General features: G+C 70.1%; 17 protein-coding genes and 1 pseudogene. 13 read left to right on the plus strand and 5 right to left on the minus strand.

Annotation, left to right across the window (positions count from 1 at the left end):
- Positions 1–65: 65 nt before the first annotated feature.
- On the minus strand, positions 66–527 hold the full coding sequence (locus tag ACZ43N_RS00560) for a DUF3093 domain-containing protein (RefSeq protein WP_468094132.1): 462 nt from the start codon (positions 525–527) through the stop codon (positions 66–68).
- A gap of 113 nt (positions 528–640) precedes the next feature.
- Here ACZ43N_RS00560 and ACZ43N_RS00565 point away from each other — a divergent pair, with 113 nt between their 5' ends.
- From ACZ43N_RS00565 to ACZ43N_RS00585, 5 genes are all read left to right on the plus strand, one after another.
- Positions 641–1,225, plus strand: a complete 585-nt coding sequence (locus ACZ43N_RS00565) for a PaaI family thioesterase (protein ID WP_468094133.1) — start codon at positions 641–643, stop codon at positions 1,223–1,225.
- Positions 1,222–1,743: a dUTP diphosphatase gene (gene dut / locus ACZ43N_RS00570; protein WP_468094134.1), complete on the plus strand. Its 522-nt coding sequence runs from the start codon at positions 1,222–1,224 to the stop codon at positions 1,741–1,743. Before ACZ43N_RS00565 ends, dut begins: the two co-directional genes overlap by 4 nt.
- Before the next feature lies 1 nt (position 1,744).
- Entirely contained in the window at positions 1,745–2,515 is a 771-nt protein-coding gene (locus ACZ43N_RS00575) for a DUF3710 domain-containing protein (protein WP_468094135.1), read from the plus strand.
- A gap of 148 nt (positions 2,516–2,663) precedes the next feature.
- Positions 2,664–3,062: an OB-fold nucleic acid binding domain-containing protein gene (locus tag ACZ43N_RS00580; protein WP_468094136.1), complete on the plus strand. Its 399-nt coding sequence runs from the start codon at positions 2,664–2,666 to the stop codon at positions 3,060–3,062.
- 3 nt (positions 3,063–3,065) lie between these two features.
- Positions 3,066–3,830, plus strand: coding sequence for a DUF3159 domain-containing protein (locus tag ACZ43N_RS00585; protein WP_468094137.1), 765 nt, complete (start codon positions 3,066–3,068; stop codon positions 3,828–3,830).
- A gap of 64 nt (positions 3,831–3,894) precedes the next feature.
- Here ACZ43N_RS00585 and ACZ43N_RS00590 read toward each other — a convergent pair whose 3' ends face one another.
- Together ACZ43N_RS00590 and ACZ43N_RS00595 are read right to left on the minus strand one after the other, a co-directional pair.
- Positions 3,895–4,572, minus strand: coding sequence for a potassium channel family protein (locus ACZ43N_RS00590; protein ID WP_468094138.1), 678 nt, complete (start codon positions 4,570–4,572; stop codon positions 3,895–3,897).
- On the minus strand, positions 4,572–5,243 hold the full coding sequence (locus ACZ43N_RS00595; RefSeq protein WP_215449382.1) for a potassium channel family protein: 672 nt from the start codon (positions 5,241–5,243) through the stop codon (positions 4,572–4,574). The genes ACZ43N_RS00590 and ACZ43N_RS00595 overlap by 1 nt, the downstream gene beginning before the upstream one ends.
- A 410-nt stretch (positions 5,244–5,653) precedes the next feature.
- Here ACZ43N_RS00595 and ACZ43N_RS00600 point away from each other — a divergent pair, with 410 nt between their 5' ends.
- Together ACZ43N_RS00600 and ACZ43N_RS00605 are read left to right on the plus strand one after the other, a co-directional pair.
- Positions 5,654–7,717, plus strand: coding sequence for an APC family permease (locus ACZ43N_RS00600; RefSeq protein WP_468094139.1), 2,064 nt, complete (start codon positions 5,654–5,656; stop codon positions 7,715–7,717).
- A 125-nt stretch (positions 7,718–7,842) separates the two neighbouring features.
- On the plus strand, positions 7,843–9,171 hold the full coding sequence (locus ACZ43N_RS00605; protein WP_468094140.1) for a class I SAM-dependent RNA methyltransferase: 1,329 nt from the start codon (positions 7,843–7,845) through the stop codon (positions 9,169–9,171).
- Between the two features lie 317 nt (positions 9,172–9,488).
- Here ACZ43N_RS00605 and ACZ43N_RS00610 read toward each other — a convergent pair whose 3' ends face one another.
- Together ACZ43N_RS00610 and ACZ43N_RS00615 are read right to left on the minus strand one after the other, a co-directional pair.
- On the minus strand, positions 9,489–10,157 hold the full coding sequence (locus ACZ43N_RS00610; protein WP_468094141.1) for a nucleotidyl transferase AbiEii/AbiGii toxin family protein: 669 nt from the start codon (positions 10,155–10,157) through the stop codon (positions 9,489–9,491).
- A gap of 5 nt (positions 10,158–10,162) precedes the next feature.
- Positions 10,163–10,555 carry a hypothetical protein gene (locus ACZ43N_RS00615; RefSeq protein ID WP_468094142.1) on the minus strand — a complete coding sequence of 131 codons (393 nt, stop codon included), beginning with the start codon at positions 10,553–10,555 and terminating at the stop codon, positions 10,163–10,165.
- A 479-nt stretch (positions 10,556–11,034) separates the two neighbouring features.
- Here ACZ43N_RS00615 and ACZ43N_RS00620 point away from each other — a divergent pair.
- From ACZ43N_RS00620 to ACZ43N_RS00645, 6 genes and pseudogenes are all read left to right on the plus strand, one after another.
- Positions 11,035–11,385: pseudogene (locus ACZ43N_RS00620) on the plus strand (sensor histidine kinase); the annotation flags it as partial.
- 236 nt (positions 11,386–11,621) lie between these two features.
- Positions 11,622–12,140, plus strand: coding sequence for a toxin-antitoxin system HicB family antitoxin (locus ACZ43N_RS00625; protein WP_468094143.1), 519 nt, complete (start codon positions 11,622–11,624; stop codon positions 12,138–12,140).
- 81 nt (positions 12,141–12,221) lie between these two features.
- On the plus strand, positions 12,222–13,070 hold the full coding sequence (locus ACZ43N_RS00630; RefSeq protein ID WP_468094144.1) for a DUF4097 family beta strand repeat-containing protein: 849 nt from the start codon (positions 12,222–12,224) through the stop codon (positions 13,068–13,070).
- A gap of 223 nt (positions 13,071–13,293) precedes the next feature.
- Entirely contained in the window at positions 13,294–14,295 is a 1,002-nt protein-coding gene (locus tag ACZ43N_RS00635; RefSeq protein WP_468094145.1) for an ATP-binding cassette domain-containing protein, read from the plus strand.
- A complete protein-coding gene (locus tag ACZ43N_RS00640; RefSeq protein ID WP_468094146.1) occupies positions 14,292–15,083 on the plus strand; it encodes an ABC transporter permease in 792 nt (263 codons plus the stop codon). Before ACZ43N_RS00635 ends, ACZ43N_RS00640 begins: the two co-directional genes overlap by 4 nt.
- 484 nt (positions 15,084–15,567) lie before the next feature.
- Positions 15,568–15,945, plus strand: coding sequence for a beta family protein (locus ACZ43N_RS00645; RefSeq protein ID WP_468094147.1), 378 nt, complete (start codon positions 15,568–15,570; stop codon positions 15,943–15,945).
- The last annotated feature ends 20 nt before the right edge of the window (positions 15,946–15,965 follow it).

A 15,965-nucleotide genomic window follows, 5' to 3' on the forward strand; every position in this document is an offset into this window, starting at 1 on the left:
GCCCTGAGACCCGGCCGACCGCGGGAACACCCCGTCGACCGTAAGAATCGGGCGAGAAAAAAAGCCTAGGCCGCAGCCTTGGCCGCCTCCAGGGCGGCCACCAGCCGCTGCGGCTGCCGCGTCGACAGATACAGGTACGGCGTGGGGTCCGCCGGGTCGGTGACCGGGATGCGCAGGGCACCCGGGATGTAGGCCCGCAGCAGCATGAACGCCCGGGTGTCGGCCTTGTGCGTGCGCCAGGCCCGAGCCTCCTCGGCGCCGAGGATCTCCGGCTCCCCGAGAGCGCTCACCGGAATCTTCGCCTCGCCCGCGATCAGCGCGTCACCGACCACACGGATGCGGATTGAGCCGTAGGAGCTGGCCACGACCGCCGCGGCGGCGGTGCCGCCCGCCAGGCCGCCGAGGAGCGGCAGGGTGCCGAAGGGCAGCAGGATCAGGGCCATGGAGACGCCGACCAGGAAGCAGACCAGCCACCACGAACGGGGCGCGGTGAGGCGTTCTTCGTACGGCGAGGCGGAGAGCTGCATGGCGTCAAGCTTGGCATGGGGAGCACCGGCCCCGGGAAATGGGGGCACCCGAGGGGAAACCCTGCCCGCCGGGACGATGGCCGGAGGCTGACGGACGGGTAAGGTCTGCGGCTGTGAGAGGTACTTCCGCGGCCCTGCAGCCCCCGGCGGACGCCACGGCGCCCGTCCGGCATCCCGAGGCACCTGCCCCGGGCCGGCTGCTGGGCGCGCACTACGGGCAGTGTTTCGGCTGCGGCGAGGAGCAGCCCCACGGGCTGCACCTGCAGGCCCGGGCCGGCGAGGGGGTCTCCCTCACCGCCGAGTTCACGGTCAAGGCCGCGCACCAGGGCGCGCCGGGCCTGGCCCACGGCGGGGTCCTGGCCACCGCACTCGACGAGACGCTCGGCTCCCTCACCTGGCTGCTGCGCACCATCGCGGTGACCGGGCGGCTGGAGACCGACTTCGTACGGCCCGTGCCCGTCGGCGCCGTGCTGCATCTCCAGGCGGAGGTGACGGCGGTCGCCGGGCGGAAGATCTACGCGAGGGCCACCGGACGCGTGGGCGGCCCCGAAGGTCCGCTCGCCGTCCGCGCCGACGCGCTCTTCATCGAGGTGAAGGTCGACCACTTCATCGACAACGGCCGTCAGGAGGAGATCCAGGCGGCCATGAACGACCCGGACCAGGTCCGGCGGGCCCGTGCCTTCGAGGTGAACCCATGAACGGCGGCCGTACCCCTGTCGACGTCCTGATCCGGCGCGTCGACCCGGACGTTCCGCTGCCGGAGTACGCGCACCCCGGTGACGCGGGCGCCGATCTGCGCACCACGGAGAGCTGTGAACTGAAGCCGGGCGAACGGGCCGTCCTGCCCACGGGGGTGTCCATCGCGCTCCCGGAGGGGTACGCGGCCTTCGTGCACCCTCGATCCGGTCTCGCCGCCCGCTGCGGTGTCGCCCTGGTGAATGCCCCGGGGACGGTTGATGCCGGGTACCGTGGGGAGATCAAGGTCATTGTGGTGAACCTCGACCCGCGGGAAGCCGTGGTGTTCGAGCGCTTCGACCGGATTGCCCAACTGGTCGTCCAGCAGGTCGAGAAGGTGCGCTTCCAGGAGGTGGCGGAGCTTCCCGACTCGGCGCGGGCCGAGGGGGGCTTCGGGTCCACCGGCGGTCATGCCGCCGTGGGCGGCACAACGGGTGGGAATCGATACGCTTCGGTCGTATCCGACCGGGAAGGACAGTGACGTGTTCGGACGTCGCAAGAAGAAGGGTTCCGCTGAGGACGCGGCGGACGCGGCGAGCGAGGCCGAGCAGGTCGTCGACGCAGTCGGCACTGAGACGGGCGAGGTCGAGCGGGAGCGGGTGCGGCTGGAGCCGGAGCCGCGGCCCGACGGACCCTGGGACAGCTCGGAGGTCTCCAACCCCGGCGAGGGCCGGGTCGACCTCGGCGGTCTCTTCGTGCCCGGGGTCGAGGGCATGGAGCTGCGGGTCGAGGTAGCGGGTGACGCGATCGTCGCGGCGACCGTCGTCCTGCGCGACAGCGCGGTCCAGCTGCAGGCCTTCGCCGCGCCCAAGCGCGAGGGCATCTGGGGTGAGGTCCGCGAGGAGATCGCCACCGGCATCACCCAGCAGGGCGGTGTCATCGACGAGGTCGAGGGCCCGCTGGGCTGGGAGCTGAGGGCCCAGGTGCCCGTGCAGCTGCCGGACGGCACGGGCGGCTTCCAGGTCGTCCGCTTCGTGGGTGTGGACGGGCCGCGCTGGTTCCTGCGCGGTGTGATCTCCGGCCGGGGTGCCGTCGAGCCGCAGACGGCCGGGCTGCTGGAGCAGATCTTCCGGGACACGGTCGTGGTCCGCGGTGAGGGCCCCATGGCCCCGCGCGACCCGATCGTCCTGAAGCTCCCGAACGACGCGCAGATGGTGCCGGAAGGCGTCCAGCAGGAGGAGCAGAGCGGCTCCCGCTTCTCCGGGGGCATGGGCCAGCTGCAGCGCGGCCCGGAGATCACCGAGGTTCGCTGACCGCCCCGGACAGGCGCACGGGCCGTACTCCCTTGGGGGGTGCGGCCCTTCGCCGTGCCGGGACGGTGAACGGGGCGCAGGGCCCGGCGAACGGGGCCGCGCGTACGGGAGTGCGGGTCTGTCGGCGCTCCCCGGTAGCCTGTTTGCCATGAGTGCTGTTCCTCGTTCAGAGAAGCCGGCGGGCCGGTTCCGGCGCATGCTGGACCGGTTGTCCTCGTCCCAGGAGGACCTGGAGAGCGAGGAGCTGCGGGAGGACGCGGACACCGCGGGCTGTACGCGGATCTGTGACTGCCACGACCGACAGATCGTCACGGTTACTGGTACCTTGCGCACGGTCACGCTGCGCCCGCGGGCCGGTGTGCCGGCCCTGGAGGCCGAGCTGTTCGACGGTTCGGCCGCCCTGGACGTGGTGTGGCTCGGCAGGCGCTCCATCGTCGGGATAGAGCCGGGGCGCAAACTGATCGCATCCGGTCGGATCTCGATGAGCCGGGGCCGTAGGGTGCTCTTCAACCCGAAGTACGAACTCAGACCGCTCGGACGGGAGTAGCCGGTGACGTCGCTCGACAAGCCGACGGAGGACGCCGCCCGCGGCGCCCAGGACACGACCGGTGTCCAGGACGCCCCCCAGGACTCCAGGGCGGTGACCGAGGCCGCGCTGTTCGAGGCCTTCGGCGGGGTGCGGGGCATGGTCGAGACCGTGCTGCCCGGTCTCCTCTTCGTCACCATCTACACGATCAACAAGGACCTGCACTCGTCGGCCCTCGCGGCCCTCGGCGTCTCCCTGCTGCTGGTCGTGGTGCGGCTGGTCAGGAAGGACACCGTGAAGCACGCCTTCAGCGGTGTCTTCGGCGTCGCCTTCGGCGTGGTCTTCGCGATGATGACGGGCAATGCCAAGGACTTCTATCTGCCGGGCATGCTCTACACGCTGGGCATGGGCCTGACGTACATCATCACCACGCTCGCCGGCGTGCCGCTGATGGGGCTGATGCTCGGTCCGGTGTTCAAGGAGAACCTCTCCTGGCGGACCCGGAACCCCGGCCGCAAGAAGGCGTACGCGAAGGCGAGCTACGCCTGGGGCGCGATCCTGCTCGGCAAGTGCGCCATCCTCTTCCCGCTGTACTGGTGGGCCGATACCGAGCAGCTCGGCTGGGTGCTCGTCGCGCTGAAGATCCCGCCGTTCCTGCTGGCCGTCTGGCTGACCTGGGTGTTCCTGGCCAAGGCGCCGGCGCCGATCGACGTGTTCGCGGAGATGGAGGCGGCCGAGCAGGCCGAGAAGGAGCGGAAGGCCGCCGAGCGGGCGGCCACCGGCGACTGACCCGGCGGACACGACGAAGGGGCGCCCGGAAACCTCCGGGCGCCCCTTCGTCGTGTCCGCCGGGTCAGCTCGTCGTGTCCTCGCGGCGCACCGACAACAGATCCTCCAGTTGTTCCTCGCGGGCCTGGGCGGCGACGAAGAGGAGTTCGTCGCCCGCTTCGAGGGAGTCCTCCGGAGTGGGGGTGAGGACCCGGGTGCCGCGGATGATCGTGACCAGGGACGTGTCCTCCGGCCACTCGACCTCGCCCACCTGCGTGCCGGCCAGCGCCGACTCCGGCGGGAGGGTCAGCTCGACCAGGTTCGCGTCGCCGTGGCTGAAGCGGAGCAGGCGCACCAGGTCGCCGACGCTCACCGCCTCCTCGACCAGGGCCGACATCAGCCGCGGGGTCGACACGGCGACGTCCACGCCCCAGGACTCGTTGAAGAGCCACTCGTTCTTCGGGTTGTTGACGCGGGCGACGACGCGCGGAACGCCGTACTCCGTCTTCGCCAGCAACGAGATGACCAGGTTGACCTTGTCGTCGCCCGTCGCGGCGATCACCACGTTGCAGCGCTGCAGTGCGGCCTCGTCCAGCGAGGTGATCTCGCAGGCGTCGGCCAGCAGCCACTCCGCCATGGGGACGCGTTCGACCGAGATCGCGGTCGGCGCCTTGTCGATGAGCAGGATCTCGTGGCCGTTCTCCAGCAGTTCGCCCGCGATCGAGCGGCCCACCGCCCCGGCTCCGGCAATGGCGACCCTCATCAGTGACCGCCCTCCTCGTCGGGACCCTCGGCGAAGGAGGCCTCGACCTTCTCGACGTCGTCCGTACGCATCATCACGTGCACCAGGTCGCCCTCCTGCAGCACGGTCTGCGAGGTGGGCAGGATCGCCTCACCCAGGCGGGTCAGGAACGCGACGCGGACGCCGGTCTCCTCCTGCATCTTGCTGATCTTGTGACCCACCCATGCCGAGGAGGCGTGCACCTCGGCGAGCTGGACACCTCCGGTGGGGTCGCGCCACAGCGGCTCCGCCCCGGCGGGCAGCAGCCGGCGGAGCATCTGGTCGGCCGTCCAGCGGACCGTGGCGACCGTGGGGATGCCCAGGCGCTGGTAGACCTCGGCGCGGCGGGGGTCGTAGATCCTCGCCGCCACGTTCTCGATGCCGAACATCTCGCGGGCGACACGGGCGGCGATGATGTTCGAGTTGTCGCCGCTGGAGACGGCGGCGAACGCGCCCGCCTCCTCGATGCCCGCCTCACGCAGGGTGTCGCGGTCGAAGCCGACGCCGGTGACACGGCGGCCACCGAATCCCGAGCCCAGACGACGGAAGGCCGTGGGGTCCTGGTCGATCACGGCGACCGTGTGCCCCTGTTGCTCGAGGGTCTGGGCGAGGGTCGACCCCACTCGCCCGCAGCCCATGATGACGATGTGCACGACCGTCCTTCCGGTGTCAATAGCTGGTGTTCAGCCGAAACGGCAGAATCAGGGTCTCAGACCGTGGCCCAAGCTACACACGCGCCGTCCGCCAAGGGCACCCCTGTGCAGCACTCGTCAGGTGGGCGAGCGCCTGCGGCTGATCCGGCGGACGCTGATCATTGTCAGGACACCGAGGCCGACGAGTGACGCCAGCGCGCCGATCAGCTCCGCGGTCGCGGCCTGCATATGGCCTCCAGAGAGTGGTGGGACGGGACTCGGCATACAGAGATCAGGACGCCCTCATTAGGCCTGAGGATGCGTCACGTGACGCACCTCGCAGTGAGGGGCGGGGAAGTTTTCACCCAGGGGCCCGCCGGGATTTCACCCGGATGTGCCCAGAACCAGCCTGGGCGCTTACGATCCTCTGCGTGTCCAAACTGACCGACCTGCCCAAACGGATTCTGATCGGGCGTGCTCTGCGCAGCGACCGGCTCGGTGAAACGCTCCTGCCGAAGCGCATCGCACTGCCCGTCTTCGCCTCCGACCCGCTCTCGTCCGTGGCGTACGCACCAGGCGAGGTCCTGCTGGTCCTCTCCATCGCAGGCGTGTCGGCCTATCACTTCAGCCCCTGGATCGCCGTCGCGGTCGTCGTGCTGATGTTCACGGTGGTGGCGTCGTACCGGCAGAACGTGCACGCCTACCCGAGCGGTGGCGGCGACTACGAGGTGGCGAACACCAACCTCGGCCCCAGGGCCGGTCTCACCGTCGCGAGCGCGCTCCTCGTCGACTACGTCCTCACCGTCGCCGTGTCGATCTCCTCCGGTGTGGAGAACCTCGGCTCGGCCATCCCCTTCTTCGTCGAGCACAAGGTGCTGTGCGCGGTCGGGATCATCGTGCTGCTCACGCTGATGAACCTGCGCGGGGTGAAGGAGTCCGGCAAGCTCTTCGCGATCCCGACGTACGTCTTCGTCGTCGGCGTCTTCGCGATGATCCTCTGGGGCGCCTTCCGCGGGCTGGTCCTCGACGAGACCATGCGGGCACCCACCGCGGACCTGGAGATCAAGGCAGAGCACCAGGGACTCGCCGGTTTCGCGCTGGTCTTCCTGCTGCTGCGCGCCTTCTCCTCCGGCTGCGCCGCGCTGACCGGCGTCGAGGCCATCTCCAACGGCGTTCCCGCCTTCCGCAAGCCCAAGTCGAAGAACGCCGCCACCACGCTCGCCGCGATGGGTCTGCTCGCCGTCACCATGTTCTGCGGCATCATCGGCCTCGCCATGGCCACCGACGTGCGGATGGCCGAGAACCCGGCCGCCGACCTGCTGCGCGACGGCACCCCGGTGGGTGAGTCCTATGTCCAGAACCCGGTGATCTCGCAGGTCGCGGCCGCCGTCTTCGGCGACGGAACGTTCTTCTTCATCGTGCTGGCCGCCGCCACCGCCCTGGTCCTCTTCCTGGCCGCCAACACCGCGTACAACGGCTTCCCGTTGCTCGGCTCGATCCTCGCCCAGGACCGCTACCTGCCGCGCCAGCTGCACACCCGCGGCGACCGCCTCGCCTTCTCCAACGGCATCGTGCTCCTCGCGGGCGCCGCCGGACTGCTGGTGTGGATCTACGGCGCCGACTCGACCCGCCTGATCCAGCTGTACATCGTCGGTGTGTTCGTCTCCTTCACGCTGAGCCAGACGGGCATGGTCCGGCACTGGAACCGTCATCTGAGCACCGAGAAGGACCAGGCCAAGCGGCGCCACATGATCCGTTCGCGGGCCATCAACACCTTCGGCGCCTTCTTCACCGGGCTCGTCCTGATCGTCGTCCTCGTCACCAAGTTCACGCACGGTGCCTGGGTCGCCCTCCTCGGCATGGTGATCTTCTACGCGACGATGACCGCGATCCGTAAGCACTACGACCGGGTCGCCGCGGAGATCGCCGCCCCGGACGGCCCCAGCGACGACGTCGTCCGCCCGTCCAGGGTCCACTCCGTGGTGCTGATCTCGAAGATCCACCGCCCGACCCTGCGCGCCCTCGCCTACGCCAAACTGCTGCGCTCGCACACCCTGGAGGCGCTCAGCGTCAACGTCGACCAGGCCGAGACCAAGGCGCTCCAGGAGGAGTGGAACCGGCGCGGCATCGACGTACCCCTGAAGGTCCTCGACTCGCCGTACCGTGAGGTCACGCGGCCGGTCATCGAGTACGTCAAGGGGTTGCGCAAGGAGTCCCCGCGCGACGCGGTGTCGGTCATCATCCCCGAGTACGTGGTCGGCCACTGGTACGAGCATCTGCTGCACAACCAGAGCGCGCTCCGGCTCAAGGGACGACTGTTGTTCACGCCGGGCGTCATGGTGACTTCCGTGCCGTACCAGCTGGAGTCCTCCGAGGTCGCCAAGCGGCGCGAACGCAAGCGCCAGGAGTGGAACGCGCCGGGTTCGGTGCGGCGGGGTCCGGCGGCCGACCGGGCCAAGACGCAGGCCAACGAGTCCTCGGGCAGCAGGAGCTGAGCCGTCGGGGCGGCGTCCGCGAGGTGGGCGCCGCTCCTGTGGTCGGCGGCCGGACGGCACCCACGTAGACTGGTGGGCTGTTGTCCGGCCGTTGTCCTTTCCCTCTCTCCTGGAGTCACCCCGCCATGCAGGCAGAACCGAAGAAATCGCTGGTGGGGGAGGAGTACGAGGTCGAGGTGGGCCCCGTCGCCCATGGCGGCCACTGCATCGCCCGCACGTCGGAGGGCCAGGTCCTCTTCGTACGGCACACGCTGCCCGGGGAGCGGGTCGTGGCCCGTGTGACCGAGGGCGAGGAGGGCGCACGCTTCCTGCGGGCCGACGCGGTCGAGGTGCTCGACGCGGCCAAGGACCGCATCGAGGCCCCCTGCCCCTACGCCGGTCCCGGCCGGTGCGGCGGCTGCGACTGGCAGCACGTCAAGCCGGGCGCCCAGCGACGCTTCAAGGGCGAGGTCATCGCCGAGCAGCTGCGGCGGCTCGCGGGCCTCACGCCCGAGGAAGTGGGCTGGGACGGCACGGTGATGCCGGCCGAGGGCGACAAGGTCCCGGCGGGCGAGGTCCCGGCCTGGCGTACGCGCGTGCAGTACGCGGTGGACGCGTCGGGGCGCGCGGGTCTGCGCCGCCACCGCTCCCACGAGGTCGAGCCGATCGACCACTGCATGATCGCGGCGCCGGGCGTGAGCGAGCTGGGCATCGAGAAGCGGGACTGGACCGGCATGGAGTCGGTCGACGCGATCGCGGCGACGGGTTCTCAGGACCGCCAGGTGATCCTCACGCCGAAGCCGGGGGCGCGCCTGCCGATCGTGGAGCTCGACAAGCCGGTGTCGGTGATGCGGGTCGGGGAGAAGGACCGGGGCGTGCACCGCGTCCACGGGCGCCCCTTCGTCCGCGAGCGCGCCGACGACCGCACGTACCGGGTCGGCAGCGGTGGTTTCTGGCAGGTCCACCCCAAGGCGGCGGACACCCTGGTCAAGGCCGTCATGCAGGGCCTGCTGCCCCGCAAGGGGGACACGGCGCTCGACCTGTACTGCGGAGTGGGGCTCTTCGCGGGCGCCCTCGCCGACCGCGTAGGTGAGAAGGGGGCCGTCCTCGGCATCGAGTCCGGCAAGCGGGCGGTCGAGGACGCGCGGCACAACCTCGCCGACTTCGACCGCGTACGCATCGAACAGGGCAGGGTCGAGGCGGTGCTGCCGCGCACCGGGATCACCGAGGTCGACCTCGTCGTCCTGGACCCGCCCCGCGCGGGCGCCGGCCGCAAGACGGTGGAACACCTGTCGACGCTGGGCGCGCGCCGCATCGCGTACGTCGCCTGCGACCCGGCCGCGCTGGCCCGCGACCTCGGGTACTTCCGGGAGGGCGGATACCGGGTGCGGATGCTGCGGGCGTTCGATCTGTTCCCGATGACGTCGCACGTGGAGTGCGTGGCGATTCTTGAGCCTGCCCAAAAGGGGCTCTGACCTGCGGTTTTATCGGGTTCTTCAGGTGTGCTCGGCGGTGCTCGACCTGTTTCCCGAAGTTCACCGCGTGGAGCCTGTTGTAGGTGGTCGCCGCGTGGCTCACCTGCGGTTTCACAACGGGAGCGTGAGTCCGGAACGCTCTGCTCAACTCCGTCAGGGACGGGTTCAAGAAATGTCTTGACGCTCGTTCGACGCTGTTCCTGACGGAGTGTGAGGTGGTCGTGCTAGGACCGGATGGCGCGGGCCAATCGACTTTTCGGGCTCAGCCCGTCGAGTAGCGCGTTAGGTCTGTTCTATGGACTTGAGCTATACGGCGATCAGTCGATGTGCGGATCATCGGACTCTTCGAGGAGACGGGTCGCGAGGTCGTCGGCCCACTCCACGGCCCAGGAGCGGAGAGCGGTGATGGTGGCGTCATCGAGCCCATAGGCGGCGAAGGCTTCGTCGTCGGTCCACTCGGCGCCCGTGAGGTTCGACTGCAGATCCTCGCGCTCGAAGCGGCCGCGGGCGTGGCGGCGGCCGAACTCCTCGAGCTCGGCATTGGTCCAGCGGCGGGAGGCTGCGAACACGTCGATCAGGTCGCGGGGCGCTCCGCGGTCGGCGAGGGCGCGGACCTTGGTCCCGATCACGTCCTCCTCTGCGAGGACGGGCCCGTACGGGCTCTGGGTGACCGGCCGCCAGAAGATCTCCTTGAGGATGTCGACTTCGCATTCCTGCCCGGTGGCCGGGTCGGCCACGGTGAAGCGGGCGGACAGCGGGGCAGTCTCCAGCGCGTGCACTTTCCAGCCGCGGGTTTCGAGGCCGGTGCGGAGTGTGGCGGCGATGTCGGCCATGGGCGCCGGGTTCTCGGTGGCGACATCGAGGTCCTGGCTGGGGCGGTTCACGAGGCGGTGTGCCCGCACGGCGTATCCACCGGTGAGTACCAGTGGATACGGGGAACCGAGTGCGATCACATCCGCCAGGAGCCGCGTGTGCAGCTCCGGCATGTCCGTCACGCGGCAGCCCGGGTGCGGGAGGCGAGCTGGGGGAAGGCGTCTTCCCATACGGCGCGCACGCTGCGGCCGACGAGGGTGCGCAGCACCGGCCACAGCTGGAGAAGCAGGTCCCGGTTGAGGTAGCGGGGCAGGTCACCGTGCAGGCCCTCGTGCAGGACGGTCCGGTACAGGCCCATACGCTGACGCGGCTTGCCCAGGTCGTATGAGGTCATCCCGGACCAGGCCATGTGCAGCGGCAGCTCCACGACACCGTGGGTCGGCCCGCGCAGCTCGTCCAGCGACTCCGGCAGGCGGCGGCGAAACTTCTCCCGATACAGCGCGAGGTCCTCGGCATCCGCGCCCGAGAGTTCTCTCGGTGCGGGTGCGCGATGCTGTGAGCTGGAGGCCATGAGCCCATTATGGCGTCCGGGGAAGCGGCGCGGGGCATGATGAGCGAGCCGGCGGCTGGAGTGAGCGGGGCGGAGGCTTGCAGGGGGAGCTGGTCGTGGCAGCTCGGCTGCCCCGAGTAGGTGGGACGGGCCGACAGCTGTGACGCTCGTTTGACGCTCTGGGCGCCCGCACGCAGGGTGGCGAGCCGAGCAAGCGCCTCTGACCTGGCCTTTTCTGCGAGGCGCTCAGGCCGACATCTTTCCGATGACGCATCATGTGGAGTGCGTGGCGATTCTGGAACCTGCGGCAAAGGGATCCTGACCTGCGGGTTCGGGTGACGTGTGTTATGTGTGTTGTGAGCGTTTACGGGCTTGTCCTGACGCGTGTTTGACGCTTGCGGCGCATGTTCGACGCGCGTCTGACGCACGTTCTGATTGGGTGTCGGGCCGCTGTTCTTGCAGGTGACGGGCGGTCAGCTGCTCCCTGTGGGAAGCCCTCCCACGCCATCAAGTGCAGGCCGCCCGGCGACAAGGTCCTGGTGGCCGCGAGGCGATCGCAGACGGGGTCGAGGTGCGGGTCGTCGACCGAGGGCCGCCAGGCGTCCCCAAGGAGCCAGGGACCGCATCGTCGAGCCCTTCCAGCGGTACGGCGACGTGCCCCGCGGTGCCGGCGTCGCCTCTGCCTTGCTGTCGCCCGAGGCTTCGCCGAGGTCATCGTCGGCACCCTGAGCGCCGAGGGCACGCCCGGCGGCGGCCTCACGATGGTGCTCAGCGTGCCGACGGCACCGCAGCGTCAGCAGGAGCCGGACCTGCCGGATCTGGCGGCCACGGCCACCCTCTGGCGGTCGTGACCTGGGGCGATCTCAGTTTTCGGCTACATGGCGCCGACTGGTGCCACTTAGTGCCATGCGGCGCCATGCGGCGCTCGCGGAGGGCGTGCGGGTGAGTGTGGCGCCATAGTGATGTAGGTCAACTCTTCCATGTTTCCGCAGCTCAAGGGGGCGTTTCTTCGGCTCCCCGGGGCTGGACCATTGCGCGACGCCATCGAGGGTTGCGTGTGGCGTCATGATGGTGCCATGATGGCGTCATGGACCTCACGCCGTATGTCGACACCCTCCGCCGCGAACTCGCGGTGGCCGCCGAAGCCGGCGGCGAAGAAGCCCGCGAGCTGGCCGAGCGGCTCATCGCTCCCCTGGAGTCGGCGACCCGGCTGACCATGCTCAATGTCCTCTCCGCCGCGATGGACGAGGTCACCCGTGAACTCGCCCCCGGCTCGGTCGACGTACGGCTGCGCGGGCTCGACCCCGACTTCGTGGTGACGCTGCCGCCCACCGGCGGCGGGCCCATGGAAGCGGCCGCCGTGCCCGTCGAACATGTCAGGGCGCAGGCGCCCGCCGACGGCGACGAGGGTGGCACCGCCCGCGTCAACCTGCGGCTGCCGGCCCACCTCAAGGCGCGCGCCGAGGAGGCCGCGGCCCACGAGGGGCTGTCGGTCAACGCGTGGCTGGTGCGCGCCGTGTCGGCCGCGGTCGACGGCGGCACTCGGCCGCGTGCGCCGGAGAAGTCCCAGAGCGTCGGACAGAGCTTCACGGGCTGGGTGCGCTAGCCGCGTCCCGCCCGTACCACTTCACCCACACCACGTCCCGCCAGCGGGGACGCCCCAGAGACTCAAGAGGACGGGACAGCCATGCCATCTTTCGACACTCCCGAAGCGATTTCGGTCACGGCGCGCGTGGAGGCCGGTTCCATCCAGTTCATCGCGGGCGACCGCGTCGACACGGTCGTCGAGGTGCGGCCCCGCAACCCGAAGAAGGACCTGGACACGAGGGCGGCCGAGCAGACCGAGGTCAGGTACGCGAGCGGCGCGCTGACCGTCACGACGCCCAAGTCCAATTACTTCGGCCTCGGCCGCACCGGTACCGTCGACGTGACGGTCGAACTGCCCGCCGGCTCACACATCGACATGACCGGCGCCTGGGCCCAGGTGCTCGGCGAGGGACAGCTCGGCGAGGTCCGTGTGAAGACCTCCTCCGGCGACGCGCGCTTCGACACCACCGGCCCGCTGCAGCTGACAGCGTCGCACGGCTCGATCACCGTGGACCGGGTCGAAGGCATGGCCGAGATCACCACCAGCTCCGGCAGCGTGCGCGTCGGCCTCGTTGACGGCCCCGCCGTCCTGAAGAACTCGCACGGCGCCACGACCATCCACGCCGCGACCGGCGAGCTGCGAGTGAGCGGCGCCAACGGCGACATCGAGATCCGGCGAGCCGAGGACTCGGTCAGTGCGACCACCGCCCATGGCACTCTGCGCGTCGACGAAGTGGCTCGCGGCACGGTCCAGTTGGAGACCAGCTACGGCGCCATCGACGTTGGCGTCCGCGAGGGCACCGCCGCCTGGCTCGACGTCCACTCTGGCTCTGGCCAGGTGCGCAACGCGCTCACCGCCTCCGAGCCCCCGGAGGTGACCGAGGACACCGTCAAGATCCGCGCCCGTACCCGCTACGGCAACATCGACATCCGCCGGGCCCGGGCCTAGCGCCCGCCCCTCCCACTAGGGGTGTTGTGAAAGTCCCGCACAGCACCTGCGGCGCCCGGCACGCACCCTCGCCGCACCGGCCAAAGACCCACGTGGCGCCCCTACGAGGGCCTTCGCCCGGCACGCCGAGGCCACGCACCGGACATCGCGGGCACCGCACTGGACTTTCACAACACCCCCCTGGCCCACCCCCCCTCACTCAGCCTTCGAACGGGAGGGCTCCATGCCTTCATCTGACATGCTCACGTCCAGGCGGGCTGTTGGTCAACAGTCGCCCGCCGCCGTCTCCGCCGTCGGTCTGCGCAAGTCGTACGGCGACAAGACCGTCCTCGACGGCATCGATCTGCGCATTCCGGCCGGGTCCGTGTTCGCGCTTCTCGGGCCCAACGGCGCCGGCAAGACCACCGCGGTGAAGATCCTTTCCACGCTCATCAGCGCCGACGGCGGGCAGGTCCAGGTCGCGGGCCACGACATCGCCGCGTCACCGGAAGGAGTGCGGGCCGCGATCGGCGTCACCGGCCAGTTCTCAGCCGTCGACGGGCTGATCACCGGCGAGGAGAACATGCTCCTCATGGCGGACCTGCACCACTTGTCCAAGAGCGAGGGACGGCAGGTCACCGCCGAACTGCTGGAGCGCTTCGACCTCACCGAGGCCGCGAAGAAGCCCGCCTCCACCTACTCCGGCGGTATGAAGCGCCGCCTCGACATCGCCATGACCCTGGTCGGCGGACCGCGGATCATCTTCCTCGACGAGCCGACCACCGGCCTCGACCCGCGATCCCGGCACACCATGTGGGGAATCATCCGCGAGCTCGTCTCCGACGGCGTCACCGTCTTCCTCACCACCCAGTACCTGGAGGAAGCCGACGAACTCGCCGACCGCATCGCGGTGCTGAACGACGGCAAGATCGCGGCCGAGGGCACCACCGACGAGCTGAAACGGATGATCCCCGGCGGGCACGTACGGCTCCGCTTCACGGACCCGGCCGCGTACCGGAGCGCCGCCTCCGTCCTGCGCGAGACCACCCGGGATGACGATTCCCTTGCCCTGCAGATCCCCAGCGACGGCAGTCAGCGAGAACTGCGCTCCATCCTCGACTGGCTGGACGCGGCTGGCGTCGAGGCGGACGAACTGACCGTGCACACCCCCGACCTCGACGACGTCTTCTTCGCCCTGACCAGCAGCACCAACCAGCCGAACCCGTCCAAGGAGGCGGCCCGATGAGCTCCCTGCACCTCGCCGCGCACGACTCGTCCACGATGCTGCGCCGCAATCTGCTGCATGTGCGCCGCTACCCGTCGCTCACGTTGAACCTGCTGCTGTCGCCGGTCGTCCTGCTGCTGCTCTTCGTCTACATCTTCGGCGATGTGATGGGCGCCGGCCTCAACGGCGGTGGGGCGGACCGCTCCGAATACCTCTCCTACATTCTCCCGGGGATCCTGCTGTTGACCATTGGCGGCACCACGATCGGGACGGCCGTGTCCGTGGCCATGGACATGACCGAGGGCATCATCGCTCGCTTCCGCACGATGGCCGTTCACCGCGGGGCGGTGCTCATCGGTCACGTCATCGGCAGTGTGTTGCAGTGCCTGATGAGCGTGGTCCTCGTGGGTGCCGTCGCCGTGGCCATCGGCTTCCGCTCCACGGATGCCACCGCCCTGGAGTGGATCCTGGCGGTCGGGCTGCTGACACTCGTCTCCCTGGCGCTCACGTGGATCGCGGTCGGGATGGGCCTGGTCAGCCCGAACCCCGAGGGGGCCAGCAACAACGCGCTGCCGCTGATGGTCCTGCCGCTCATCTCCAGCGCCTTCGTACCGGTGGACGCGATGCCGGGCTGGTTCCAGCCGATCGCCGAGTACCAGCCGTTCACCCCGGCCATCGAGACCCTGCGCGGCCTGCTGCTCGGCACCGAGATCGGCCACAACGGATGGCTGGCCGTGGCCTGGTGCGTGGCGCTGGCGTTGCTCGGATACATCTGGTCCAAGTCGCTGTTCAAGCGCGAGCCGAAGTAGCGGGAGAAAGACCGGTCAGCAGCTTGAGGGCCGCGGCCCGCAGCTCGTCCCGTCCCAGGGCGGCGTACATCGACACCCCGTCGGCGTACGCCGCCCGCAGCCTTCTCCGCCGGCATGGGCCGTGCCGAGCACGAGGGGGAGCCGCGATGTCCGGGCCGCTCTACGTTCCCGTTCTGCCGACGAAGCCGCACGCGGCCGGGACCTTCCGGGGCCTTTGGCCGGACGTCCGGGCCACGACCAGGCCGCTGTGGAACCTCCCGCCGTTGCCCGGGGTGGCACCGGAGAGGCTGGCCACGGTGGTCGGCGAGTACGTCGATCCGGTGAGTGCCGTGAGCCGTCACGGAGGATGGATCGACGCTCCCTTCGGCGAGGATGCCCAGACCGCCGCCCTCGCCGAAGCGCTGTCCGTGTACTGCGAGCTGGGGCGGCTGCGGCCGGTCACCGGGCCCGGGAGGGGAGGACCCGGGCGCAGCAGGGGGCGGCCGTGGAGACGGCCCGGCGCTGCCTGCGCGGACTGGGCGTCCGGGTTCGGGTCACGGGGGAGTGGGACGGTCGCCTCGCGGAGGACGTACGCGGCCTGCCGGCCGGGACCGGTCCGGAAATGCCCGTTGATCTGCTGCTCGACATGGGCGTGGTCCTCGACGACCGGCCCGACGCGGGCAAGGAGGCGCTGCGGGCCGTCGACGCGCTGATGCCGTTGGTGGTCTGGCGGAGCGCCTCTCCGCTCGGGGGACGCTTTCCCCGGGTCAGCGCCGATGTGCTGGAGGAGGGGGCGGGTGAGGAATCGGGGGCGGAGCGGCGCATTTGGCACGAGGTGCTTGCCACGGGCAGGGGCCTATGCTCCGCTGCGCGGTTACGGTGACTAAGGGGTGCAGCCTGCGA

The organism is Streptomyces sp. NPDC030814 (assembly GCF_055572155.1).